The sequence below is a fragment of the Streptomyces sp. WI03-4A genome, from assembly GCF_033792105.1.
Taxonomy (GTDB): Bacteria; Actinomycetota; Actinomycetes; order Streptomycetales; family Streptomycetaceae; genus Streptomyces; species Streptomyces collinus_A.
This window is the reverse complement of record NZ_JARAUO010000016.1, coordinates 69,824-93,379: the sequence shown is the minus strand read 5'-3', so window position 1 is coordinate 93,379 and position 23,556 is coordinate 69,824. Positions and strand designations below refer to the sequence as shown.

Genomic DNA, 23,556 nt, shown 5'->3' with positions numbered 1-23,556 from the left:
GACTGACAGCAACGACGGAGCACAGAGACCTTTGATGAGGAGTTGGCGCGTCAGATCCCTGATGCACTAATCGAGCCAGGAGGCCGACGGGGTGAGTGTCTAACTGCGCGACAACGCCGACGGACAGCCGTGGACAAGCGTGGACTCCTGTGGACCATCGAAAAAGGTGAGAGACGCAGCGACCAAGGTCAGACGGTCACCCAAGTTGCTTCGGGACGAAGAGGCCGCCATTGAAGGAGGGCCCCTACAGGCGGTCCCGTCTGACGCGTGCATCCTGGCAGCATGACGAATCCCGGCGGCCCGTACGTCAAGGTGCACTTCCGGCTTGAGGTAGAGGACGACTGGCCTCCGGCCTCGGTGGAGAGCCTGTGGGCCATCGACCAAGGTGATGGCACCGTGCGGCTCGACAATATCCCCTGGTTCGTCCGGGGCATTGCCTGCGGGGACGTCGTGGCCGCGGAACCCGACGAGGAGGGCGTGCGATGGGCCGGCGAGGTGGTTCGGCGTTCGGAGAACTGCACCATCCGCCTCATTGTGTTCCGTGACAGCGGCTCGGGTCCGGCACGCCAGAGCGTGATCAACGCCTTTCAGCAACTCGGCGTCGCCGGCGAGGGCATAGAGCGGTTCGGCATGGTTGCCTTGGACGTCCCACCCTCCGCTGACCTCGCCAAGGTGCAGAGGCTGCTCAAGCACGGCGTAGCCGAGGAGTGGTGGGACCTGGAAGAGGGGTGTATCACCGCTCAATGGCGGGCCACTTCCGTCGGCTGACGCCGGTGATGTGGGCCATGGCTGGGCCGTCTCTGGGCCGTCCGAGGCCGCTCGGCAGTGGCCAATGACGACCAACGACGATCACCAGGCGCACGTGCCCACTGCCTCTGAGCAGCGAAAACGCAGGTCGCCAAGATCCCCGGCAAGACCCAGGGCAAGAAGAAGTAAGCCCGCACGCTCAAGCCCCCTACCTGCGGTTTCTCCGCGAGTAGGGGGCTTGTCGCTGCCTCTGGGCCGTCTCTGTCTCAGCTGGTGTGTCTCAGCTGGTGAAGGTGAAGTACTTCCAGGAGCCGTGCGTGGTCGAGTTCACGGTGTCGCCCGAGGAGTTGTTGATGTAGGACGACCGCACGCGCATCGAGTAGCCGGTCTGGTGCGTGCCGCCCAGGTCCACCACCGACTTGCCCGTGGAGTCGAGCGTGAAGTACGGGGACCCCGCCGACCGCCAGGCGCCGTTGTCGTAGATCTCGAACTGCAGCCTCTGCGAGCGGCCGGGGTAGGCCGTCATCGTGGTCGTGAGGCGCGGGTTGGTCGTCTTCCGGAAGTAGTACCTGGTGTGCCCGCTGACCGTGGCCGTCTTGTAGTAGCGGCTCAGGCTCAGCGACACCTTGACCTTCGCGCCCACCCAGCTCTCGGCCGTCTTCGGTGCGGTCCGCGCGTCGCCGGAGAAGGACGCGCTCACCGTGGTGTCGCGCTTCAGGGTCAAGGTGACCGACAGGTTGCCCTCGCTGTTGACCGTGCCGGTCTTGACCAGGTATTTGCCCTTGCCGTCGCCCGCGGTGTCCGCGTAGAGCGAGAGTGTCCGGTTCTTGTACGTCGTGCCGAGATGGGCGGTGAACGTCACCTTGCTGGCTTCTGCGTAGACGTTGCCGTTCTTGTTCACCGTCAGAGTCGGGGAGGTCCGGGAGACCTCGACCGTGTCGGAGGCGGAGGCGGTCGTGCGATCGGCGTCGCCCGCGTACGAGACCTTGTACGTGACCTTGCCGCCCGCGGGCGGGGTGTCGGTGAAGGAGAAGGTCCCGTCCGCCTTCACCTTCGCGGCCGGGAGCGTCTTGCCGTTCGGGGACTCCAGGTCCGTTCGGGTGACCGCGACGGTGGTCCCCGCGGGCAGCCCGAGCGTGTTCGTGACCTTGCCGGAGACGGTCAGCGACTTGGCACGGCCGGCCGTCGCCGGGGCGTTCACCGTCGTGGTGGTGACGGCCTTGCCGGGGTCGGTGACGACGCGCAGGCGGTACTTGTTGAGGAGGCCGTGGGTGACCGCGAAGAGCCGGCTGCTGTCGGGTGCGAAGGCAAGGCCGCCGTGGTCGAGCAGGGTCTCTTGGGCGACTCCGTTCTGGTAGTCGGTGAAGTCGGCGGTCCGCCTCGGGGCCGTGCTGCCCGGCTTGTAGACGGACACGTGGGGGAGACCGAAGGAGGCGTACGTGTCGGTGCCCACCGCGACGAGGCCGTCCGGCGCGACGTCCACCGACCGCTGTTCCCAGTAGCTGCTCGGATACCTGGTGGTCTCCGACAGGTCTGAGGTCCGAAAGACCTGCTGGAAGTCGCCCACCGTGGTGGCCACCACGAGCTCTGTGCCGTCGGGGGTGAGCGCCAGGTCCTCCGCGGTGTTCCCGATGGCCGCGTCCTGCCCCCCGAGGAACGCGGTCCGGCCGGCCGTGCCGTTCGACACGTCATAGATGCCGAGGGTGAAGTGGTACTGGCGCGAGCCGGCCGCCAGGGTGTTGGGAGCGCCGGGTACCGAGTCCAGCAGGGGAGCGTCGTTCCACGTTCCGTCGGCCTCCTGGGCGAGCGAAACCCGCGGCTGCCCGCCGGACAGGTCGAGAGAGCCTATGTTGCCGTGACCGACGCTGCCGTAGCCGAACCAGAGTTCGCCGCCCGCGAGCGCCAGGTGCTGCGGATCTGTGCCGTCACCCGTCGCGTACCGCCCGGTCTTGGTGAGGGTCGCGGTGTCGATGGCCACGATCTCATCAGCTCCCGGCACGGCGACGTAGACCGTCGCCGAGTCGGTGGAGAGCTCCAGGCCGTCAGCCTGCGGCAGCGAGGTGATCGTCCCGACGACGGTGCCGTTGTAGTCGGTGGCGACGACCTTGCCTCCCGACGGGTCGCTGATGAAGACCCGCCGGTGAACGCCGTCCACGATGATGTCGCCGCTGGACGTGATGGGCAGCGCGGCGCTGCTGTCGGCGACGGCAGGGCCCGCGGCCGACGCGATCAGGGCGCCGGAACTGAGAACGACCGCGAGCGCCGTCACGGCTGAAATGCTGCGTACACGCACAGTGATGCAACCCCCACTGGGAAGACAAGGCTGCCCACAAGACCCATGGAGCCCCTCCAGGGTTGTACGGTCCGCCTGCGCAGGTTTCCGCAGTTCGCCGAGCACCTTCTACTGCAGGTCAGCGGCATACCTGCCCCCACTTGAGCCCCCTTTGGGTTGCTTCGAGACGAAGGGGTCGTCATCGAAAGGGGTCCGCTCCAGGCGGCCTGTTCGACGCGTGCGTCCTGGCAGCATGACGAATCCCGGCGGCCCGTACGTCAAGGTGCACTTTCGGCTTGAAATAGACGACGACTGGCCTCCGGCCTCGGTGGAGAGCCTGTGGGCCGTCGACCGAGGTGATGGCACCGTGCGGCTCGACAACATCCCCTGGTCCGTGCGAGGCATCGCCTGCGCGCGTGGTGCTGCGCATGGCGGCCCTGGACGTCCCGCCCTCCGCTGACCTCGCCAAGGTGCAGAGGCTGCTCAAGCACGGCGTAGCCGAGGAGTGGCGGGACATGGAAGAGGGGTGTCTCACCGCTCAGTGGCGGGCCGCCTCCGTCAGCTGACGCCGGCCACGTGGGCCATGACCGGGCCGTCCCCTGGGCCGCCAGATGCTCAGCCCCGCCTCAGAGCGACCCCCGGGGGACAGTCACGCCTCGGTCGTGACCTCGGCGCGGAGTACTGAGTACATGACCATGTCGCGCCACGCGCCCGCGGAAGCAGGCGCCGCTCAGGGTGCCCTCGCGGGTGAAGCCCGCCCACTCCAGGGCGCGTTGCTCGGCGATGTTCGTCACCTCGGTGCCTGCCTCGATCCGGTTCCCCTGGGTGTGCGCGAACAGAGCTCTCCGCGACGGGAAAAGTCGTTCATGGTCCGTGGGCCCGGGGGGCCGGCGCCGTGGCCCCGGCTCACATGTCCGCCTCGCTCAGGCGGGATTCGTCGGCCTGGAGGCGGTGCGGGCCCGCATGTGGCGTGCGGGGGGATGCGGGCCGGCTGGTGGCGGGAGTGCTGGGGGCTGTCGACATGGAACAAATCGTTCGCACATCGGTCGCGCCGGTCCGTGCTGATCACCCTGGGGACGACCGAACCCCCTGCCCGGGGATCCCGTGGGCAGGGGGCTCGGCGCGGTGCTGGGCCTGTCGCTCAGGTCGGCTCAGGCGTTGGGGCGCTTGCCGTGGTTCGACTTCTTCTTCTTGCGGGCACGTCGCTTGTTGCCTCGCTTCGCCATGGCGCATATCTCCCTCATGTGACCTTTTCGGTGCCTTCGTCAGTCTAGGTTCGGCCCGGGGGCGACCGCATCAGCGCGGCCGGCCGACCAAGGCGGGGTACCCGGCGCGAGCGGGCCCACGCGGTCGCTATCGGAGGTTGCTCGGCGAAGTCGGTCGAATTCCCGAATGTGCAGGTCAGGGCGGTGAAAGGGGCCCTCGCGAAGTGGATCTGTGCCGATCGCCACAGCGGACGGGTTGCGCGGAGGCGCATACTGAGCCATGACCAAGCCTGCTGCGCCTCGGCGCCATCTGCCCACCAGCCCCTTCAAGGTTCCGGTCGCACCGGTTCCCAAGCACTTCGCCGTGGGGGACCAGGTCACGCACGACGTGTACGGACTCGGCCGGGTGATCGGTGTCGAGGACGGGATCGCCGCCCTGGTGGACTTCGGCTCGTCGCAGATGCGGATCTTGAGCCCGTACGCCAAGATGACCAAGTTGTAGGACCGCAGTGCCCGGTCACGGCACACCGGGTCCCGTCCGGGACCTGTAAAGAAAGAGAGTCCTCTCATCGACACGACATCGCTGTTCTCCGCCGTGGAAGGCCAGCCCAGCCGCTCCGCCGCGGCGTCGCCGCCCCCGGCGACCAACCCCTTCCAGGCCCCCGACTTCGGGGACGAGGTCTTCCCGTTCGAGGACGGGGAGGAGTCTGCCCCGGGCGTCCGTGCGACGCGGTCCAGGGCGGCCTAGCTCCACGCGCCACGCTTCATGTTCACGCGCCACGTACGGCGCAAGCCGTCACTGGCGGCTGACGTTCCTCGTGACACCGGTGATGACCGTGGTGGCCAGGAGCCAGCCGGTCATGATGAGGGCGTAGGACAGCGCCCGGTACCAGCCGTCCGGCGCGAAGGACTCCTCCTGCCCGGACGAGATGACCGGCAGCAGCAGGTCGAGGGTGTGGAAGACCGGGCTGAAGTGCGTGGCCTCGGACGCCTTCAGGGGCCGGGGGTGGTGCACGGCGTACGCGATCGAGCCGACGGCCAGCAGGGACAGCAGCCAGGCGCCGGAACAGCGTGCCGGCGATGTAGCGGATCCGGGACGCGTACAACCGCGGCACGCTGCCGTGCTCCAGGGCGAGTTCACCGGTGATGCGGTTGTACGACACGGCGTTGGGCGGCCGCCCGGTCGGAGCGTCTCCTCGCCTTCCGCCCGGCGAGGGCATGGCGGACCCCCGGCCGCGCCCGGGGGCCGGGGGCCGTGCCGAGGACGGTCAGGTGCCCGTCGGGGTCCCGGGGGTTGTGGACTCCCGGGGCTGTGCCACGCACAGGGCCCAGATGACGACGCCGGCGAAGGCCATCATCAGGGTGGACCACAGGGGGGCGTACGGCAGGGACAGGAAGTTGGCGATGATGATCAGGCCGGCGATGACGATGCCGGAGATCCTGGCCCACATCGCCCCCTGGAACAGCCCCATGCTCACCACCACGGCGACGGCGCCCAGGACGAGGGTGACCCAGCCCCAGCCGGTCAGGTCGAACCGGAAGACGTAGCCGTTGGCCGCTACGAACACGTCGTCCTTGGCGATCCCCATGATGCCGCGGAAGATATCGATCACTCCGGCGACCATCAGCATGACGGCTCCGAAGAGCATCAGTCCGCCGGCCCACTGCTGCTTGCGCGCGTGCGTCTGTGTGGTGCGTGTCGTGGTCATCTCAGCCTCGCTTGCTCCGGCCGGCGCTCAGTGGGAGCTGGGCGTCTTGACCGGGGTGTCGCTGGTCGCGGGACGGGCGTCGGACAGGATCAGGGCCTTGGCCCGCTGGAACTCCTCCTGCGTGATGTCGCCGCTCTTGCGCAGCTCGGCGAGCCTGGCGAGTTCGTCCGTGCTGCTGGGCTGGTCGGTGGCGGCCGTCTCGCGGACGTAGGAGTCGAACATCTGCCGCTGGGCCCTGGCGTGCTCCATGTCGCGACGGCCCATGTCCTTGCCCCGTGCGATGAGGTACACGAAGACGCCGAGGAACGGCAGCACGATCACGAACACCAGCCAACCCGTCTTCCCCCAGCCGCCCAGCGAGTCGTCCCGGAAGATGTCGAAGACGATCTTGAAGAGCAGGAAGAACCACATGATCCAGAGGAAGAACCAGAGCATGGTCCAGAAGGCGCTCAGCAGGGGGTAGTCGTACGCGAGAAACATCTGCGTGTTCCCTTCGTCTGCCGCCCGGGTCCTCACCCGGATGGTGTTCTGGGTCCACGCTGCGCCGGAAGCGGGCCGCCGGCCTCACACCGGCCGGGTGATTTCGCGCCGGGGCCCGCTCGGGTAAGTCCGCGTCGGTCAGCCGCCCGCCTCCACCCGCTGGGCCAGCTCCGCGATCGTGGGGTGGTCGAAGATGACGGTGAGGGGGAGGGAGACGCCGAGACGGGTGCGGATGCGCGACGCCATGCGGCTGGCCTGGAGCGACTGGCCGCCCAGGGCGAAGAAGTCGTCGTCGACGGCGACCTCGGGCAGGCCCAGGATCTCGGTCCAGATGCCTTCCAGGGCCTGTTCGGTCGCGGTGCGCGCGCGATCGGTGGCCGCCTGGTCGGTGGCCTGGACGGTGTCCTGACGAGTGTCCTGCCCCGCCTCCGGGGGGACGTCGGCCGACAGGGAGCGGTCGACCAGGGCGGCCAGGCCGCGGCGGTCCACCTTGCCGTTCGGCGTCAGCGGGAGCGCGTCGACGGCCAGCAGCCGGTCGGGGAGCAGGTAGTCCGGGAGGTGACGGCGCAGACGGTCGCGGACCGCCGCGAGCGGACCGGTCTCACCGCCGTCGCCCCGGCCACCGTCGGTACCCCCGGCCGTCGGCCCCGGCTCCAGCACGACCCCCGCACCCGCGCCCAGCACCACGCAGGCCACGAGTACGGCCTCGTCCGACCGTTCCCCGCGCAGGATCACCGCCGCGTCCTTGACGTGCGGGTCCTGGCGCAGCGCGTCCTCGATCTCGGCGGGCTCCACCCGGAAGCCCCGCTTCTTGAGCTGCTGGTCCGCGCGGCCGAGGAAGTCGATGGTGCCGTCCTGGCGGTACATGGCCAGGTCACCGGTGGCGTAGAGGCGCTGGCCGTGCGCCCACGGGTCCGGTACGAAGCGTTCGGCGGTCAGGGCCGCGTCGCCGACGTATCCGCGGGCCACGCCGAGACCGCCGGCGTAGAGGAGGCCCGGGACGCCCGGCGGCACCGGCTGGAGGTCCTCGTCGAGGATCTCGGTCCAGGTGCCCTCGATCGGACGGCCGATGGGGACGCGCGCCGACGCCGCGTCGTCCGGGGTGAGGGTGTGGCAGGCCGTGAAGGTGGTGACCTCCGTCGGGCCGTACCCGTTGACGAGCACGCAGTCCGGGGCCGTCCGCAGGAAGCGCTGGGCGTGCGGCGGTGACATGACGTCGCCGCCGGTCAGGAGCTGGCGCAGGCCGGCCAGGCCGTCGGGACACTCGTCGACCATGATGTTGAACAGCCCGGCGGTGAGCCAGGCGCAGGTGACGCGCTCCTCGCGCAGCAGGGTGCCGAGCTCCTGCGGGGAGAGCGGGCCGGGCGGGGCGATCACGAGCCGGGCGCCGTTGGCGAGGGCGCCCCAGATCTCGAAGGTGGCGGCGTCGAAGGAGACCGACGACAGGTGGGCGACGACCTGGTCGGCGTCCAGGTGGACGTAGCTCGGCTCGTCGACCAGGCGGACGATCCCGGCGTGCCGCACGGCTACGCCCTTGGGCGTGCCGGTGGAGCCGGACGTGAACATGATGTAGGCGAGGTCGTCCGGGTGGGTGGCCGCCGCCGGGCTGTGCTCCGCCCCGATGCCGGCCCCCGCCTCGCCGAGCCGCGCGGTGACCGCCCCATCGACGGCGACGGCGACGGCGACGTCTTCGGCGACGTCCACGACGATCGCCGCAGGCGGCGCGATCCCCTGTGGCAGGGAGCCGCGGGTGACGACCACCCCGGCGCCGGCCAGGTTCAGCATCGCGGTCAGGCGTGCCGTCGGGTAGGCGGGGTCGAGCGGGACGTAGCAGCCGCCGGCCTTGAGGACGGCGAGGATCGCGACGACGAACTCGGTGGACCGCTCCAGCAGTACGCCGACCGGGGCGTTGCCGGTGACGCCCGCCCGGCGGAGCCGCTCGGCGAGCCCCTCGGCGCGCGCGTCGAGTTCGCCGTAGGTGAGATCGGCGCCCGCACCGGTGACGGCGACGCGGTCGGGCGTGACGAGCGCGTGCCCGGCGAACAGTTCGTGGACGCACAGGTCCACACAGCGCGCGTCGTGTGCTCGGCGGGTGGAACCGTTGCGCATCTCAGCGGGCGTCCTTTCCTGGTGAGGCGGTGTAGGGGAGGTCCGTGACCACGTCCCGTACGAGGAAGTCGAGGCCGGTGCCGTCCAGCCAGGCCGCAGCCGGCGCCACGAACGCCGGTTCGGCGGTGTCGGGTTCGGCGAGCCGCGGCCACAGGGCGGCGAGCCGGAGGCGGGCGGTGGCGCACGCCAGGTCGGCGAGCGGCAGTTCGGCCGGGTCGCCCCGCCGGGCCCGGGCCGCGGCCCGGGCCAGCACGAGGGCCATGCCCAGCAGTTCGGTGCCGATGCGGCCCAGCACGGTGGTGTGCCGCTGCTGCCGGAACACCTCCTCCGCCGGCCGGCCGACGCTCAACCGGGCGCAGGTGGCGGCGAGTTCCTGGGCCTGGCGGTGCAGGAACGCCAGGTGCTCGCGGCCCGCCGGGGACAGGCCGGCGCCGTCGGGGGCGGGCACCCCGTCCAGCAGGGTGATGTCGGGCGGGTCGCCGGTGAGCCAGCAGGTACTCAGGGCGGCCTCGGCGGACCAGCGGTCCACCATGAAGTCGACCCCGCCGGCCACCCGCAGCGCCCGGGCGTCGCGGAAGGCCCGTTCGACGGGGAAGGGCTGGGCGCCGCGTCCGGCCTTGCTGGCCGCGGTCTCGTAGCCCTCGCCGCCGAGCAGCGACACGGTACGGTCCACCGTCCGCCAGCAGGCCAGGGAGGTGAGGTTCTTCGCCGCGGTCAGTTCCGGCTGGTTGTCGCCGGACCGGTGGGCGTGCAGCACCCACGTCATGACGGTGTCGACGGTGTACACGTCCGCGGCCGTCTCGGCGATCCGGCGCCGGATCTCCTCGTACTCGCCGAGGCCGCGTCCGTCGATGACCCGGCCGCGGACGAACTCGCGGGACCAGTGCAGGCACAGCCGGGCAAGGGCGAGGGAGGCCGGGCCGATGACCAGGATGCGGCCCAGGGCTGCCAGTTGACCGAAGTCGGTCGGGACGAACCCCGGCTCCGCTCCTGCCTCGGCTTCCACCCCCGCCCCGGTTCCCGCCTCCGCCCCGGGCCCGGCCCCCCGTTCGGCGGGGCGCATCCGCCAGCTCTCCTCCGACTCGTCCAGCAGGTGGAAGGCGGGCACGCGGACGCGGTCCAGCCGCAGCCGGCCGATCTCGGCGCCGCGCAGGCCCATGAACTCGTGCCGGTCCAGCGCCTCGAACCCATCGGTCCGGCTGTCGACGAACAGCAGCCGGACCTCCTCCCGGCCGTCCGGCTCCCGCACGGTCGCGGAGACGTCCATCAGGTCGGCGACGGTGCCGTTGCCGATGAACACCTTCTCGCCGGTGATCTCGTAGAACTTGCCGTCGTCGACCGGTACGGCGGTGGTGGCCCGGCGCTCGTTGGCCGTGCCGATGGCCTCGGCGTCGGCCCCCGCCGACACGATGCCCTCGCGCACCCGCTCCGCGATCAGCTCCTTCAGCGGTCCCTCGGGCAGCAGCGGCAGGTACGAGCCGGAGCCGAAGCCGTTGGTGATGGCCAGGCTGAACGCCACCGGCGTGCAGCGGCTCGCCGCGACCTCCAGCACCCGGAAGGCGTGGTACGGCGTCAGGCCGAGGCCGCCCAGCTCCGGGCCCGTCGTCAGCTTCAGGAAGCCGCCCTCGCGCAGGGCCGCCATGAGCCCTTCGGGGAGCCGGCCCGTGCGCTCCACCTCCTCCGGGTCGACGCGCTCGCGCAGCAGCCGGGCCAGCGCCGCGACCGCCGCGTCCCCACGCTCCCGGTCAGGCCCGGGGGCCGGCTCAGGGAAGGACGTGAGCCGCTGCCACGGGACCCGGCCCGAGTACAGCTCGTGCAGCGGACTGCGCGAGGGCTCCGTCGAGGAAGGCGAAGAACTCATCGGGGCACTCCCGGAAGTAGAAGTGGTCGCCAGGAAAGACCCGCAGGTCGAAGGGGCCGGTCGTGTACGCGCGCCAGGCGCCGAGGTCGTCGAGGGGCTCCTCGTCGTCCCGGCCGCCGAGCACGGTGACGGGGCAGGACAGCGGCGGCCTCGGGCGGTACCGGTAGCCGCTGACGATCTCCAGGTCGGCCCGCAGCCCGGTGAGCAGCAGGTCGCGCAGCTCGGGGTCCTCGTGGAGTTCGGCGGGCACCGGCCCGTAGACCCGCTCGATCGCCGCCACCAGCTCCGTTCCCGCGAGGCCCCGCAGCGAGGGCCGGGCGCGCAGGGTGTGCGGGGCCGCGGTGCCCGACAGCAGCAGGGCGCGCGGTTCCGGCAGGCCGCGCTCCCGCAGGGCCAGCGCGGTCTCGTAGGCGACCAGCGCGCCGAGGCTGTGGCCGAAGAAGACGAACGGCTCCTCGAAGGCCACCTGGGAGACGAGGCTGTCGACCAGCGCCTCCATGCCGGTGAACGGCTCCTCGTCCATGCGGCTGCCCCGGCCCGGCGTCTGCACGGCCCGCACCTGGTGGCCGGGCAGCCGGGCGGCCCAGCGCACGTACTCGCCCGGTGATCCCCCGCTGTGCGGGAAGCAGTACACGCGCGCTCCGTCGGCGGAGCCGCCCGGCCGGGAGAGCACCCACCGTGTCCGTCCTCGCATCATTCCCCCGTCGTCCCTCTCTGCTCCGTCGTCCGTTCGGTCGTCTGGTCGGGCGCAAGGTCGGGCGCCTGCTCGGCCGGCTTCTCGATCGCGGCGGCGAAGCCGGCCACGGTCGGGGCCCGGAACACCATGCGCACGGAGACGTCGGCCCCCGTCGTGGCGCGGACCAGTGCGCAGTACTGGGCCGCGACGAGCGAGTCGCCCCCGTAGTCGAAGAAGTTGTCGTGCCGTCCCACCCGGTCGAGGCCGAGCACCTCGGCGAAGGCGGCGGCGACGGCCTCCTCCAGCGGGCCCGCGGCCTCCTCGTAGTCGTCGCCGAGGTCGGGCCGCGCGTACTCGACCGATCCGACGGCCACACCGCTCCCCTGTGGCGGTGTGACCGTCGGAGCCTGAAGCGGCGGCGTCGGGGACGCCAGCCGGAACCGCTGCCGTTCGAAGGGGTAGGTCGGCAGCGGGGTACGGCGCCGTGACTCGCCGGAGTGCACGGCCGCCCAGTCGATCGCGGCGCCCTCCTGCCACAGCCGGCCCAGCGCGGCCATCACGGTGACGCCGCTGCCCGTGTCGTCGGCGGCGTGCGGCAGGCTGGGGGCCGTGGGGCGGTCCGGTCCGCAGTCGGGGTGACGGCGGGCCAGGGTGGTCAGCGTGCGTCCGGGGCCGATCTCCAGCAGCGCGTGGTCACCGGCCGCGAACAGCGTGCGCAGCGCGTCGTCGAAGCGGACGGTGTGCCGCAGGTGCCCGCTCCAGTACGACGGGTCGCACGCCTGCTCCCCGGTGACGGGCAGCCCGGTGCGGTCGGAGATCCAGGGCAGGGACGGCGGCCGCAGGGTCACCCCGGCCACGCACTTCTCGAAGCCGGGCAGCGCCGGTTCGACCAGGGCGGAGTGGGCGGCGGCGCTGATGTGCAGCAGCCGGGCGTCGACGTCCTCGGCGTGCAGGCGGTCCCGCACCGCGGCCACCCCGTCGGCGGTGCCGGTCAGCACGCACTGCTGGGGGCCGTTGACCGCCGCCACGGACACCTCGTCGGTGAGCAGCGGCAGCAGGTCGCGCTCGGCCAGCGGCACGGCCAGCATCGCCCCGCTGGGCAGGTCGTCCAGGATGCGGCTGCGTTCGAGCACCAGCCGCAGGGCGTCCGGGAGGTCGAGGACGCCGGCCACCGTGGCCGCCGCGTAGGCGCCCAGGCTGTGCCCGAGGACCATCGCGGGCTCCACGCCCCAGGAGCGCCACAGCGCGGCGAGCGCGCACTGCACGGTGAACACCGCGACCTGGCTGCACCGCATGGTCTCCAACCGGGCGGCCGCCTCGGCGCGCCGGTCCTTCGGCGGGTACAGCACGGTGCGGATGTCGGCGCCGAGGTCCGGTTCGGCCAGCCCGGCGCAGCGGTCGACCACGTCCCGGAACACCGGCTCGTGCCGGTACAGGTCGTGGGCCATGCCGAGGTGCTGGCCGCCCTGGCCGGGGAAGAGGAAGGCCACGGGCCGCGGCCGGTCGCGGTACCGGACGGGGGAGAGCGCGGCGGTGCCCGCCGGCTCCAGCGCCCGCCGGGCCTCGTCCCGGCCGGTGGCCACGACGTAGCCGCGGTGGGTGAGTTCGGCGCGTCCGGTCTGCAGGGTCCAGGCGACGTCCGCCAGCGGCGCGGACCCGCGGCCCAGCGCGCCGCCGAGCCGCCGGGCGGACTCCTGAAGAGCCGTACCGGTGCGGGCGGACAGGGGCAGGAGCTGGTACGGGCGTCCCGGCGAGCCCGCCGCCGGCAGCGGGGCCTCCTGGAGGACGACGTGGGCGTTGGTGCCGCCGATGCCCAGCGAGTTGACGCCGGCCCGGCGGGGCGCGTCGGAGCGGGGCCAGGGACGGGCCTCGGCGCTCACGGTGAACGGCGTGCGCTCCAGGTCGAGCCCGGGATTCGGCCGCTCGAAGTGAACGGTGCCCGGGATGAGTTCGTGGCGCAGAGCCAGTACGGCCTTGATCAGGCCGATGACGCCGGACGCGGCGTCCGTGTGGCCGAGGTTGCTCTTGGCCGACCCGAGCACGCACGAGCCGGGCCCGCCGCCGCCGGCGAACGCCTTGGCCAGGGCACGGACCTCGATGGGGTCGCCGACCGGGGTGCCGGTGCCGTGCGCCTCGACGTAGCCGATGGTGTCGGGGGTGACGCCGGCCACCAGGTGGGCGGCGCGGACGGCGGCGGCCTGTCCGTCGACGCTGGGGGTGGTGAACCCGGCCTTGGCGGCGCCGTCGTTGTTGACGGCCGAGCCGCGGATCACGGCGTGGATCTCGTCGCCGTCGCGCAGGGCGTCCTCCAGGCGCTTGAGCGCCACGACACCGACGCCGTCGCTGGAGACGGTGCCCGTGGCGGCCGCGTCGAAGGCCCGGCAGTGGCCGTCCTGGGCCAGCAGGCCGTCGTCCAGGTTCTCGTCGACGGGGTGCGGGACGCGCAGGGTGACACCGCCGGCCAGGGCCAGGTCGCACTCGCCGGCGAGCAGCGCCTGCAGCGCGGTGTGGACCGCGACGAGCGAGGTCGAGCAGGCGGTCTGCACGGTCACGGCGGGGCCGTTGAGGCCGAGCTTGTAGGAGACCCGGCTGGTCAGGAAGTCGGCGCCGCTGCCGAGCCGGAGCTGCCACTCGCTGACCCCGGGGAACGCGGCACGGTTGGCCAGCAGGGTGGAGAAGTGCCCGGTGTCGCCGCTGCCGCCGTACACACCGACCAGACCGTCGAAGCGGCCGGGGTCGTACCCGGCGTTCTCCAGCGCCTCCCAGGAGCACTCCAGGAACACGCGGTGCTGGGGGTCGAGCAGCAGCGCCTCGCGCGGGGCGTAGCCGAAGAAGGCGGCGTCGAACTCGTCGGCGGCCTCGACGACGCCGTAGGCGGGGGTGGGCCCGCCGGGGGCCGCCGGGAACCGGGTGACCGACTCGGTGCCGCCGGCCAGCGTCTCCCACAGGCCGTCGACGTCACCGGCGCCGGGCACCCGGGCGGCCATCCCGACCACGGCGGCGAACCCGCCGATGTCCTCGGCCTCACCGGACGCGTACGTGTCGTGGGCGTCGTCGGCCTCGTACGCGTCGTCGGTCTCGTACACGCTGTACGCGTCGTGCGCGGTGTCCCCCGCGGTGCCGTGCCCGCTCACGCCGCGCCCTCCGTCTCCAGCGGCAGCGGCTCGGCCTCGGCGCCCGGCTCCGGGTCGTCGGTGAGCGTGCGGATCCGGGAGAACAGGGGCGGCAGGACGGACAGGGCGCACACGCCCGCCGCGACCCACAGCACACCGCGCACACCGAGTGGTCCGACCAGCAGGCCGCCGACTGCCGCGCCGAGCGGCACCGAACCCCAGGAGATGAAGCGGAGAGTGGCGTTCATACGGCCCAGCAGCCGCTCCGGGGTGACGCTCTGGCAGATGGTCATCTGGAGCACGTTGAAGACGACCACGCCGAGGTAGACCACGAACAGACCGGCCGCGAAGCCGATGGCACCGCCGGCCAGCGGCACGATCGCGGCACCGGCACTGAAGACCACGATGCTGACCAGGACGGTACGGCCGGGACCGAACCGCTCGGACACCCAGCCGCTCACCGCGGCCCCCACGAGCCCGCCCGCGCTGCCGACGGCCAGGGCGATGCCGATGAAGCCGGAGTGCAGGTGGAGGGTGTCGGCGGCGTAGGGCACCTGGAGGGCGAGCACGGCCGCGAAGGCGAGGTCGGCGGCGAAGGCGCACAGCGCCAGCGGCCGTACCAGCGGATGGCTGAAGACGAACCGGACGCCCTCGGCGATCTCCCCGCGCAGGCTCAGCCGCTCGATCGGCTCCGGCGGCACCCCGCGGCCGCGCACCCGCAGCAGGAAGACGGCGGAGGCTACGTAGCTGAACACGTCGAGCGCGATGGCCACGGGGGCGGTGAACAGCTGGACCAGGAAGCCGCCCGCGGTGGGCCCGGCGAGCTGCGCGACCGAACGCGCGCCCTCCAGCTTGGCGTTGCCGTCGGTCAGCTCGTCCTCGTCGACGAGCGAGGGCAGGTACGACAGCTGCGCCACGTCGAAGAAGATGGTGCCGAGGCCGATGACGAACGCGACCACGAACAGCAGCGGCAGGTTCAGCAGGTCCAGGGCGTAGGCCAGCGGCACGCTGGCCATGGCCACGGCCCGGACGACGTCGGAGGCGATCAGCACGGGCCGCCGGGGCAGCCGCTCCACCCAGGCCCCGGCGGGCAGCCCGAGCAGCAGGGAGGGCAGGAACTCCACCGCGGAGAGCATGCTCACCTCGGTGGCGGAGGCGTCCAGCAGGAGCAGCGCCATCAGCGGGAACGCCAGGACGCTCACCTGGGTTCCGACCAGGCTCACCGAGTGCGACAGCCACAGGTTGCGGTAGTCGGGGACTCGCCACAGGTTGCGTCGCATGTCAGCTCCCCGCCAGTTCGCGCAGGGTGCGCGGGCGCAGGTCGGTCCAGACCCGGCGGATGTGGCCGAGGCACTCGTCCTTGGGCCCCGAGAAGCCCTGGTCGTGCCAGCCGGGCGGCAGGGCGCGGCCGGCCGGCCAGATCGAGTACTGCTCTTCGTCGTTGCGCACGACGACGTAACGCCGTACCGCGGACTCGGTGGACATGTGGGGGAAACCTCTCTCAGGGCGAACTGTCTGGTCGGACGGGGACGGGACGACGGCGGAGCGTCGCGTCGGCGGCCCCGGGCGGGATGCCGGTCAGTGCTGCTGGAGCCGGCGCCGGCGCTGCCGGTCCCGTCCGGCCCGCAGCCGGTCGTTCTCCCGGGCGGCACCCGGTCCGTCCGGGGCCGGGCGGTCGCCGGGGCCGTCGGCCAGGTGGCGGGCGAGCGCCGCGATGGTCGGGTACTCGTACAGCGCGACCAGCGGCAGCGTGCCGCCGGTGCGCTCGCGCAGCCGGGCGTGCACGGCGGCGAGGCCGTAGGAAGTGCCGCCCAGGTCGAAGAAGTTGTCGTGGACGCCGACCCGGTCGAGCTCCAGGACGTCCCGCCAGAGTCCGGCCAGCAGCCGCTCCAGGTCGGTCCCGGGCGCCGCTCCGGAGCCGGTGGGCGCGGCCGGGGCAACCGGTTCGGGCAGCGCCGACCGGTCGACCTTGCCGCTGGGCAGCAGTGGCAGCGCCGGCAGGCAGGTGACGGAGCCGGGCACCAGGTGGGCCGGGAGCAGCGCGGTCAGCCGCTCCCGCAGGTCCCGCGGCACGGTGCCGGAGCGCGTCACCACGTAGCCGGCCAGCCGGGCCACCCCGTCGGTGCCGGCGCGGGCGGCGACGGCCGCCTGCACCACGTCGGGGTGGGCGCTCAGTGCGGCCTCCACCTCGGCGGGCTCGATGCGGTAGCCGCGCACCTTGAGCTGGGCGTCGATGCGGCCGAGCACCTCGATGCGGCCGCCGGGCCGCCGCCGGGCCAGGTCGCCGGTGCGGTGCATCCGGGCGCCGGGCGCGGGCGAGAACGGGTCGGGCAGGAAGCGGTCGGCGGTCAGGTCGGGCCGCCCGAGATAGCCGCGGGCGAGTCCGGCGCCGCCGATGTACAGCTCGCCGGGCACGCCGGGCGGCACCTGCTGGAGCCGGTCGTCGAGGACGTAGGCGCGCACACCCGGCAGGGGGGTGCCGACCGGCACCACGGTGTCCTCGAGCGGGCCCGTCATCTCGTGGGTCAGGGCGGTGATGGTGGTCTCGGTCAGGCCGTAGGCGTTGACGACCGGAGCGCCGTCGCGGGACTGCCAGGAGCGCAGCGCCCAGGGGTCGACGGGCTCGCTGCCGACGACGAGCAGGCGCAGCGTGCGGGCGGCCGCACAGGTGCCCGCGGCGATCGCGGCGTCCCAGCGCTGCCAGTAGCTGGCGGGCAGGTTGGCCACGGTGACGGCGCGCTCGTCCAGCAGACGGGTCAGGTCCTCGGGCACCGGCGGCTGTTCGCACAGCACCACGCAGGCGCCGGCCGCCCAGGTCGGGAACAGTTCCTCGGCGGCCACGTCGAAGGCGGCGTTCGCGAACTGCAGGACGCGGTCACCCGCGTCGAGCCGGAACGTGTCGCGGATGGCCAGGGCGTGGTTGGCCAGGGCGCGGTGCGGCACGGCGACACCCTTGGGCTCGCCGGTCGACCCGGAGGTGAACAGGACGTAGGCGAGGCCGTCCGGGTGGACCGCGGCCGGAGGCGCCTGGGGCGTGGCCGCGCCGGACCGGTGGACGTCGAGGGGCTGGACGCCGGTCCCCGCGAGGCGCGGGGCGCCCTCCCCGTCGGTGAGGACGTGCCGGACGCCGGCGGCGCCGAGGACACGGCGCAGGTGGCCGGCGGGGTGGGTGAGGTCCAGCGGCAGGTAGGCGGCCCCCGTCCGGAGGACCGCGAGCATCGCGGTGACCAGGTCCGTGCCGCGCGGCAGCAGGATGCCGACGACGTCGCCGGGCCGGACGCCCGCCCCGGCCAGCCGGTGGGCGAGGCGGTCGGTGTCCCGGTCGAGTCCGGCGTAGGACAGGGTGCCCGCCGCCGAGGTGACCGCGGGGGCGTCGGGGGCGGTGGCCGCGTGCCGACGCACCCACTCGTGCACCGGCACCGGCTCCCCGGCGAGCCGGGCTGGCGGGGCCGGGTTCCAGCGCTCCGCCGCGTCCCGGGTCTCCTCGGGGGTGAGCAGCGGCAGCCGGTGCAGGGGCAGTTCGGGGTCGCCGACGCCGGCGGCGAGCAGGTTCTCGAAGCGGCGGGCGAACGCGGCGACGGTGCCTGCCTCGAACAGGTCGGTGCTGTAGGTGACCGTGAGGTCGTAGTCGCCGCTGCCGTCCGGGGCGCGCACGATCATGACGTCGAGGTCGAACTTGGCGGCCGGCGCGAACAGCGGCAGCAGCCGGGACTCCAGCCCGGCGAAGCGCGGTTCGGCCAGCGGCCGGGACTCGAAGGTGAGCATCGCCTGGACCAGCGGGACGGTCCCCGGGTCCCGTGCGACGCGGAGCTTGTCCACCAGCGTCTCGAACGGCACGTCGGCGTGCCCGACCGCCTCCAGCGTCGCCGTGCGCACCCGCCGTACCAGCTCACCGAGGCCCGGGTCGCCCGACAGGTCGACGCGCAGCGGGACGGTGTTGACGAAGAAGCCGATCAGCGGCTCGTACTCCTCCTCGGTGCGGCCGGCTACCGGGGTGCCGACGAGCAGGTCGGAGGCGCCGGTCAGGCGGCCGAGCAGGGCGGCGTAGGCCGCCGTCATCACCATGAACGGCGTGGCCCGCAGGCCGCGCGCGAGCACCGTGCCGGCCTCGACCAGGGCGCCGGGCAGCCGGACCGCGTGGGTGGCGCCGCGGCCGGAGCGCCGGTGCGGCGCGGGCCGGTCGGCGGGCAGGGCGAGCCTGGTCGGGGCGCCGTCCAGGTAGCGCTGCCACCAGGAGACCGACTCCGGGTCGGTGCCCGCCGCCCGTTGCCGCTCCGCGTGGTCGGCGAACTGCGCCGGGAGCGCGGGAAGGTCGGTGCCGCCCGCGTAGCAGGCGCCCAGTTCGTCGAAGAGCAGGTGCATGGAGGGGCCGTCGCACACGATGTGGTGCAGGAAGAGGCCGAGCAGGTGCTCCTCGGGGCCGAGCCGCACCAGGCCGGCCCGCAGGAGCCGGTCGGCGGCGAGGTCGAAGGGGGCCTCGGCCCAGGTGCGCAGGGTGGCCAGGCCCTCCTTCTCCCGGGCGTCGGGGGCGAGGCCGCCGAGGTCCACGCGGGCCAGCGGCACCGTCGCGTCGGGCAGCACCCGGGCGTACGGCTCTCCGTCGTGCTCGGGGTAGACGGTCCGCAGCACCTGGTGCCGCTCGGCGACGCGGCACAGCGCGGCGTGCAGCGCCGGGACGTCGAGGGGTCCGTGCAGCCGGACCGCGAAGGGAACGTTGTACAGCGAGGAACCCGGGTGCAGACGGTCCAGCAGCCACAGGGCGCGCTGGGCGTGCGAGAGGGGCCGGCGGTCCGGCCGGTCAGCGGATGTTTCCCGGGTCCGTACGCCGCCGACCGCGGTTGTGGGGGCAGGAGTTGCCGACGGGTGGTCGGCTGTGCGGGAGGCCATGGCCACATCAAAAAGGCCCTCCCCTCGGCCGGGCGAGACATTTAGGCTCAGCCGAATGTTGGTTCTTCGCTTCGACGCCGACGACCTCGCGTCCGTGCGCTTCGCGTGCTCCCCGCTCCAAGAGGCGGTCATGAGCCTGTGGATCTGGCAGAACCCCGCCAAATACGCCATCCACCAGCCACTTGTGCGCGCCTCGGCCAAGCAGCTCGCGCATCTCGACTGGGATCTGCTGCAGGCGCTGATAGGCCCAGCTGGTTTCCTTCCGGACTTTCTCACCCCCTATCCCGCCACACCGCGACCGGACATAAGCGACGAACTCGCGGTCGTCCGGGCCACGGGCCACGACGTCGTGCTGCGCGATCTGCTCAACGCGGCGAACGGGCGCCGGCTTAACCCCCGGCTGGAAGACGTGAAGACCGACGTCCGGGGGCTGCTCGAAGAGATCACCGCGGCTCTGACCGGCTACTGGAAAGCCATACTCGAACCCCACTGGCCGAAACTGATCGCCGTGCTGGAGGCGGACGTTCTGTACCGCGCCAGAAGGCTCGCCGACGAGGGCGCCCAAGGGCTGTTCAACGACATCGACCGCGGCCTGAGATGGAGCAACGGCGCGCTCAACGTCGACGAACCGGGCGTCGAGGCGGACATGGACGTCCGCGGCCGCGGACTCACCTTCACGCCCTCGCTGTTCTGCAACCGGGCGGTCACCCTCATCGACTACTCGCAGCCGCCGCGGCTCTGGTACCCGGCGCGCGGCCGGGGCACCGTGTGGGGCGCCGGGGTGGTCGCCACCAGCCGCGCCCTGGCCGAACTGGTGGGCCGCAGCCGCGCCCAGATCCTCGAGGTGCTCAGCCAGCCGCTCAGCACCACCGAACTCGCCCGCCGCCTCGACCTCAGCCCCGCAGCGATCAGCCAGCACCTCGGGATCATGCACCGCGCCGGCCTGCTGGACCGGGCCCGGCACGGGCACACGATCCTTTATTCGCGCACCCCGCTCGGCGACCGCATGGTCGGCTGAACCCGCCGTTGATCACTTGTGGCCGCCATCGGTCGTCGGCTACCAATGTCCCGTGATACGAGGCGAGAAGATCGGGCTGCGCGCCCGCCACGAAGACGACATCGCCGTCCTGCAGTCGGAGCTGTACGACGACGTGAGAACCCAGGCGCTGGCCGATTCCGCCCCTTGGCGGCCCGTTCCGCCGGGCTCCGAGAAATCCCCGTACGCGGTGGGTGAGCAGAACGACGACATCGTCTTTTTCTCGGTGGTGGAACTGGCCTCCCAGAAACTCGCCGGTGAAGCGCTGCTGTGGGGCATCGACACGTACAACCGGCGCTGCCACCTCGGCCTTTCGCTGCTTCCCGCATTCCGTGGAACGGGCCTGGGGACGGATATCGTGCGGGCGCTGTGCACCTATGGATTCGCGGTGCGCGGCCTGCACCGGCTGCAGATCGAAACCGCCGCCGACAACGCGGCGATGATTCGCGCGGCGGAGCGGGCCGGATTCACCAGAGAGGGAACACTGCGCGGGTCCGCGTGGGGATTCGGTGCCTTCTCCGACGAGGTCGTCCTCGGAATGCTGGACCACGAGTGGCGGGACGACGGCCGGCCGGCACGCTAGCGGCGAAACGCCCCGGCACCGCGCTGTCATGACCCGCCGCGACAGGGGAACCCGGCCGCCGAGAGCCCGTGCCGTGCGTGCCGCGGGGGAACACAAAGGGATTACTGACGGATCATGGCCGCTGACCGAACGCCACCACGGGGGTGATGACCGTGTCCCCCGATCGGCCCGACGCACCCGACGAGTGGGCGGGTGGCGGCAAGTCCGCGGACTCCCGGGGGCGGCTGCGGGTGAGCGAGGCGCTGGCCGCCGCGGCCCGTGAGGTCACGGACCCGCGGCGCGTCCCGGACGCGCTGTGCACGGCATGCGTACGGCTGCTGCCGGTCAGCGGGGCCTCGGTGTCGATCTCCGGGGGCCGGGGCATCCAGATGACCTGGTGCGCCAGCGACCGGGTGGCGGCCCGGCTGGCCGAGCTGCAGTACACGATGGGGGACGGGCCCTGCCACTCCGCGCTCGAACAGGGCGCCCCGGTCCTCGCGCCCGACCTCACCGCGGGCCGCGACGCCCGGCGCTGGCCGATCTTCGCGCACGAGGCGGTCGGGCTCGGCGTGTCCGCGGTGTTCTCGCTGCCCCTGGGTGTCAGCGGCGCCGCCCTCGGCACCCTCGACCTGTACTGCGACCGGGTCGGCGGCCTGTCCGAACCCGACCTGCGGACGGCGCTCTGGGTGCGGGACGCGGTCACGTACGCCCTGATGAGCACCCAGCCGACGCACCGGGGCACCGAGGAGGCCACCGACGAGGAGGTAGCGTCCTGGGTGGAGGCCTCGGAGGCCGACCACACCGAGGTCTACCAGGCGGTCGGCATGGTGATGGTGCAGCTCGACGCCGACCCGGAGCAGGCCCTGGACCGGATGCGGGCCCGCGCCTTCGTCGAGGGCCGTACCGTCAGCCAGGTGGCCCGGGAGGTCCTGGCCCGCAGACTCCGCTTCGAGCCGGAGCCCGGCGGCGATCGTCGCGCCGGCCCTCAGGACGACGGCCGGCGCGACGGAGAGGGAAGGGACGGTGACCGGTCATGAGCCGGGAACAGCAGCTCGCCGAGGCGGTCGTCGGGCCGGCCGAACCCTTCGCCGACGACGTCGACCCCGTCGCGCTCGTGGACCGGCTGGCCCGCGCCTGCGTCGACATCACCGGCGCCGCCGCCGTGGGCGTCATGGTCGCCTCGGCCCGCGGCGACCTGCGCACCCTGGCGGTCACCGGCGAACAGGCGGCCTTCATGGAGCTGTTCCAGCTCCGGACCGACGAGGCCCCTGCCTCGGCTGCTACCGCGAGGGCCGGCGCGTGGACGCCCGCGACATGAGCGCCTGCACGACCGCTGGCCCCTGGTGGCACCCTTCGCGCTGCGCAGCGGCTTCGGCTCGGTGCACGCGGTCCCGCTGCGCGTCCACCGGCAGCGCGTCGGCGCGGTCAACCTGCTGATCCGGGAACCCGGCGGCCTGCCGCCGCTCGACCTGGAACCGGCCCGGACGCTCGCCGACGTCACCGCCGTCGCGCTGGTCAACTGGTCCCCGGACCGGGTGCGGCCCGCCGACGTCAGCGGCCGCGGTGCGGCCGCCCTCGCCGCCAAGGCCACCGCCGACATGGCGTCCGGCATGATCGCCGAGGCGGGCGGCCTGTCCCTGAAGGAACCGGAAGAAGCCCCCGGACGGGCCGGGCCACGCCTGCACCGAGGCCGGGTTCGGCGCCCTGGACACCGCCGCCCGGGAGGCCGGCGCGTGGCTCGACTGGTACCGGGCGGTCACGGTGACGGACGCCCAGGAGGACCTGCACCGGACCGCCCAGCTGCGCTGGAACCCGCCCCGGCACGCGTGAGGGGCCCCGGGAGTCCCGGGGCCCCTCACAGGTCGTACGTCGTCAGCCGCACTGGCAGGGCGCGCCCGACTGGCAGCCGCAGCCGCAGCCCGAGCCGCAGCCGCACGCGGCGACGAGCGGCAGGCTCCTGATCTCGCCGGACTGGTCGGTGTCGCGCTCCTGGGTGGGGTCGGGCGTGGTGCTGGGGGATTCGGCCATGGGTCCCTCCTCGACACGGGGGCCTGGTGCCCTCACCCATTGCATGCCCGTTTCCCTGGGCGCATCAACGGCGCACAGAGGCGCCCGCGCGCCCCGCCCCGCGGTCTTCGAGCCCCCGCGGCCTCAGACCCCGTCGAGCCCGGTGACCGGCTGGATGTCCTGCTGGAGGTCGTCCGCGTGCTCGCCGGTGACGAGGTAGACCACACGCTTGGCGACCGCCACGGCGTGGTCGGCGTACCGTTCGTAGTAGCGGCCCAGCAGGGTCACGTCGACGGCCGTCTCGATGCCGTGCTTCCAGCGCTCGTCGATCAGGTGCTGGAACAGCGTGCGGTGCAGCAGGTCCATGTCGTCGTCGTCCTGCTCCAGCTGGAGGGCGAGGTCGACGTCCTTCGTCACGATCACCTCGGCCGCCTTGGCCATCAGGCGCTGCGCGAGCTGGCCCATCTCCAGGATGGTGGCGTGCAGGTCGTGCGGCACCGCGCGCGAGGGGAAGCGCAGCCGGGCCAGCTTGGCCACGTGCTGCGCGAGGTCCCCGGAGCGCTCGAGGTCGGCGGACATGCGCAGCGACGTGACGACGATACGGAGGTCCGTCGCCACCGGCTGCTGGCGCGCGAGCAGGGCTATCGCCCGCGCCTCCAGGTCGTGCTGGAGTTCGTCGACCTTCTGGTCGGCCTCGATCACGCTCTCGGCCAGCTTCAGGTCGGTGTCGAGGATCGCCGTCGTGGCGCGCCCGATGGCGGAGCCGACCAGCCGGGCCATCTCCACCAGACCGTCGCCGATCGAGTCCAGTTCCTCGTGGTACGCGTCCCGCATCAGGGTTCCCTCTCATAGGTGTGCTTGGTCCCCACGCTCCCACGTTCTGTCCCGCACG

General features: G+C 72.8%; 20 protein-coding genes and 1 pseudogene. 7 read left to right on the top strand and 14 right to left on the bottom strand.

Going from position 1 to position 23,556, the window contains the following annotated elements:
* Positions 1-282 precede the first annotated feature (282 nt).
* The gene (locus PV343_RS18460) at positions 283-768 is read left to right on the top strand and encodes a DUF4265 domain-containing protein (protein WP_319148020.1); all 486 of its coding nucleotides are present in this window, start codon (positions 283-285) and stop codon (positions 766-768) included.
* A gap of 259 nt (positions 769-1,027) precedes the next feature.
* Here the strand turns inward: PV343_RS18460 and PV343_RS18455 are convergent, their stop codons facing one another.
* On the bottom strand, positions 1,028-3,016 hold the full coding sequence (locus PV343_RS18455; RefSeq protein ID WP_319148019.1) for an Ig-like domain repeat protein: 1,989 nt from the start codon (positions 3,014-3,016) through the stop codon (positions 1,028-1,030).
* Positions 3,017-3,435: 419 nt separating this feature from the next.
* Between PV343_RS18455 and PV343_RS18450 the strand changes: the two genes are divergently transcribed.
* Entirely contained in the window at positions 3,436-3,585 is a 150-nt protein-coding gene (locus tag PV343_RS18450) for a hypothetical protein (RefSeq protein WP_319148018.1), read from the top strand.
* A gap of 585 nt (positions 3,586-4,170) precedes the next feature.
* Here the strand turns inward: PV343_RS18450 and PV343_RS40420 are convergent.
* On the bottom strand, positions 4,171-4,245 hold the full coding sequence (locus tag PV343_RS40420) for a 50S ribosomal protein bL37 (protein ID WP_106960698.1): 75 nt from the start codon (positions 4,243-4,245) through the stop codon (positions 4,171-4,173).
* A gap of 259 nt (positions 4,246-4,504) precedes the next feature.
* On the opposite strand from PV343_RS40420, the gene PV343_RS18445 reads away from it, so the two are divergent.
* Positions 4,505-4,726, top strand: a complete 222-nt coding sequence (locus tag PV343_RS18445) for a hypothetical protein (protein WP_319148017.1) — start codon at positions 4,505-4,507, stop codon at positions 4,724-4,726.
* 294 nt (positions 4,727-5,020) lie between these two features.
* Here PV343_RS18445 and PV343_RS18440 read toward each other — a convergent pair.
* The 10 genes and pseudogenes from PV343_RS18440 to PV343_RS18395 all read right to left on the bottom strand — a co-directional run.
* A pseudogene (locus PV343_RS18440) lies at positions 5,021-5,290 on the bottom strand (membrane-associated oxidoreductase); the annotation flags it as partial.
* A gap of 202 nt (positions 5,291-5,492) precedes the next feature.
* Entirely contained in the window at positions 5,493-5,933 is a 441-nt protein-coding gene (locus PV343_RS18435; RefSeq protein WP_319148016.1) for a hypothetical protein, read from the bottom strand.
* 27 nt (positions 5,934-5,960) lie between these two features.
* Positions 5,961-6,413: an SHOCT domain-containing protein gene (locus tag PV343_RS18430; protein ID WP_319148015.1), complete on the bottom strand. Its 453-nt coding sequence runs from the start codon at positions 6,411-6,413 to the stop codon at positions 5,961-5,963.
* Positions 6,414-6,551: 138 nt separating this feature from the next.
* On the bottom strand, positions 6,552-8,522 hold the full coding sequence (locus PV343_RS18425) for a non-ribosomal peptide synthetase (protein ID WP_319148014.1): 1,971 nt from the start codon (positions 8,520-8,522) through the stop codon (positions 6,552-6,554).
* A 1-nt stretch (position 8,523) separates the two neighbouring features.
* Positions 8,524-10,383, bottom strand: coding sequence for an acyl-CoA dehydrogenase family protein (locus tag PV343_RS18420; protein ID WP_319148013.1), 1,860 nt, complete (start codon positions 10,381-10,383; stop codon positions 8,524-8,526).
* Positions 10,286-11,056 carry a thioesterase II family protein gene (locus PV343_RS18415; protein WP_319148012.1) on the bottom strand — a complete coding sequence of 257 codons (771 nt, stop codon included), beginning with the start codon at positions 11,054-11,056 and terminating at the stop codon, positions 10,286-10,288. Before PV343_RS18415 ends, PV343_RS18420 begins: the two co-directional genes overlap by 98 nt.
* A gap of 20 nt (positions 11,057-11,076) precedes the next feature.
* Positions 11,077-14,193 (bottom strand): type I polyketide synthase, encoded by a 3,117-nt coding sequence (locus tag PV343_RS18410; protein WP_319148011.1) that lies wholly within the window; start codon positions 14,191-14,193, stop codon positions 11,077-11,079.
* The gene (locus tag PV343_RS18405; RefSeq protein WP_319148010.1) at positions 14,190-15,452 is read right to left on the bottom strand and encodes an MFS transporter; all 1,263 of its coding nucleotides are present in this window, start codon (positions 15,450-15,452) and stop codon (positions 14,190-14,192) included. Before PV343_RS18405 ends, PV343_RS18410 begins: the two co-directional genes overlap by 4 nt.
* Position 15,453: 1 nt before the next feature.
* The gene (locus PV343_RS18400) at positions 15,454-15,657 is read right to left on the bottom strand and encodes an MbtH family protein (protein WP_317444074.1); all 204 of its coding nucleotides are present in this window, start codon (positions 15,655-15,657) and stop codon (positions 15,454-15,456) included.
* Between the two features lie 93 nt (positions 15,658-15,750).
* Complete coding sequence (locus tag PV343_RS18395) at positions 15,751-19,059, bottom strand: amino acid adenylation domain-containing protein (protein WP_319148009.1); 3,309 nt, start codon at positions 19,057-19,059, stop codon at positions 15,751-15,753.
* 55 nt (positions 19,060-19,114) lie between these two features.
* Here PV343_RS18395 and PV343_RS18390 point away from each other — a divergent pair, with 55 nt between their 5' ends.
* The 4 genes from PV343_RS18390 to PV343_RS18375 all read left to right on the top strand — a co-directional run bounded on the left by PV343_RS18390 (position 19,115) and on the right by PV343_RS18375 (position 21,975).
* Entirely contained in the window at positions 19,115-20,077 is a 963-nt protein-coding gene (locus PV343_RS18390; protein WP_319148008.1) for an ArsR/SmtB family transcription factor, read from the top strand.
* A gap of 52 nt (positions 20,078-20,129) precedes the next feature.
* Positions 20,130-20,678, top strand: a complete 549-nt coding sequence (locus PV343_RS18385) for a GNAT family N-acetyltransferase (protein WP_319148007.1) — start codon at positions 20,130-20,132, stop codon at positions 20,676-20,678.
* 152 nt (positions 20,679-20,830) lie between these two features.
* A complete protein-coding gene (locus tag PV343_RS18380; protein ID WP_319148006.1) occupies positions 20,831-21,694 on the top strand; it encodes a GAF and ANTAR domain-containing protein in 864 nt (287 codons plus the stop codon).
* Positions 21,691-21,975, top strand: a complete 285-nt coding sequence (locus PV343_RS18375) for a hypothetical protein (protein WP_319148005.1) — start codon at positions 21,691-21,693, stop codon at positions 21,973-21,975. The genes PV343_RS18380 and PV343_RS18375 overlap by 4 nt, the downstream gene beginning before the upstream one ends.
* Positions 21,976-22,529: 554 nt before the next feature.
* Here PV343_RS18375 and PV343_RS18370 read toward each other — a convergent pair.
* Together PV343_RS18370 and phoU are read right to left on the bottom strand one after the other, a co-directional pair.
* Entirely contained in the window at positions 22,530-22,685 is a 156-nt protein-coding gene (locus PV343_RS18370) for a hypothetical protein (protein WP_020940827.1), read from the bottom strand.
* 123 nt (positions 22,686-22,808) lie between these two features.
* Positions 22,809-23,498, bottom strand: coding sequence for a phosphate signaling complex protein PhoU (gene phoU / locus PV343_RS18365; RefSeq protein ID WP_133921856.1), 690 nt, complete (start codon positions 23,496-23,498; stop codon positions 22,809-22,811).
* Between the last annotated feature and the right edge of the window lie 58 nt (positions 23,499-23,556).

Coding starts and splice junctions, on each gene's coding strand:
- PV343_RS18395 (WP_319148009.1), bottom strand. CDS start 19,059: ATGGCCTCCCGCACAGCCGACCACCCGTCGGCAACTCCTGCCCCCACA.
- PV343_RS18390 (WP_319148008.1), top strand. CDS start 19,115: ATGTTGGTTCTTCGCTTCGACGCCGACGACCTCGCGTCCGTGCGCTTC.
- PV343_RS18460 (WP_319148020.1), top strand. CDS start 283: ATGACGAATCCCGGCGGCCCGTACGTCAAGGTGCACTTCCGGCTTGAG.
- PV343_RS18370 (WP_020940827.1), bottom strand. CDS start 22,685: ATGGCCGAATCCCCCAGCACCACGCCCGACCCCACCCAGGAGCGCGAC.
- PV343_RS18445 (WP_319148017.1), top strand. CDS start 4,505: ATGACCAAGCCTGCTGCGCCTCGGCGCCATCTGCCCACCAGCCCCTTC.
- PV343_RS18405 (WP_319148010.1), bottom strand. CDS start 15,452: ATGCGACGCAACCTGTGGCGAGTCCCCGACTACCGCAACCTGTGGCTG.
- PV343_RS18400 (WP_317444074.1), bottom strand. CDS start 15,657: ATGTCCACCGAGTCCGCGGTACGGCGTTACGTCGTCGTGCGCAACGAC.
- PV343_RS18430 (WP_319148015.1), bottom strand. CDS start 6,413: ATGTTTCTCGCGTACGACTACCCCCTGCTGAGCGCCTTCTGGACCATG.
- PV343_RS18375 (WP_319148005.1), top strand. CDS start 21,691: ATGAGCCGGGAACAGCAGCTCGCCGAGGCGGTCGTCGGGCCGGCCGAA.
- phoU (WP_133921856.1), bottom strand. CDS start 23,498: ATGCGGGACGCGTACCACGAGGAACTGGACTCGATCGGCGACGGTCTG.
- PV343_RS18420 (WP_319148013.1), bottom strand. CDS start 10,383: ATGAGTTCTTCGCCTTCCTCGACGGAGCCCTCGCGCAGTCCGCTGCAC.
- PV343_RS18435 (WP_319148016.1), bottom strand. CDS start 5,933: ATGACCACGACACGCACCACACAGACGCACGCGCGCAAGCAGCAGTGG.
- PV343_RS18425 (WP_319148014.1), bottom strand. CDS start 8,522: ATGCGCAACGGTTCCACCCGCCGAGCACACGACGCGCGCTGTGTGGAC.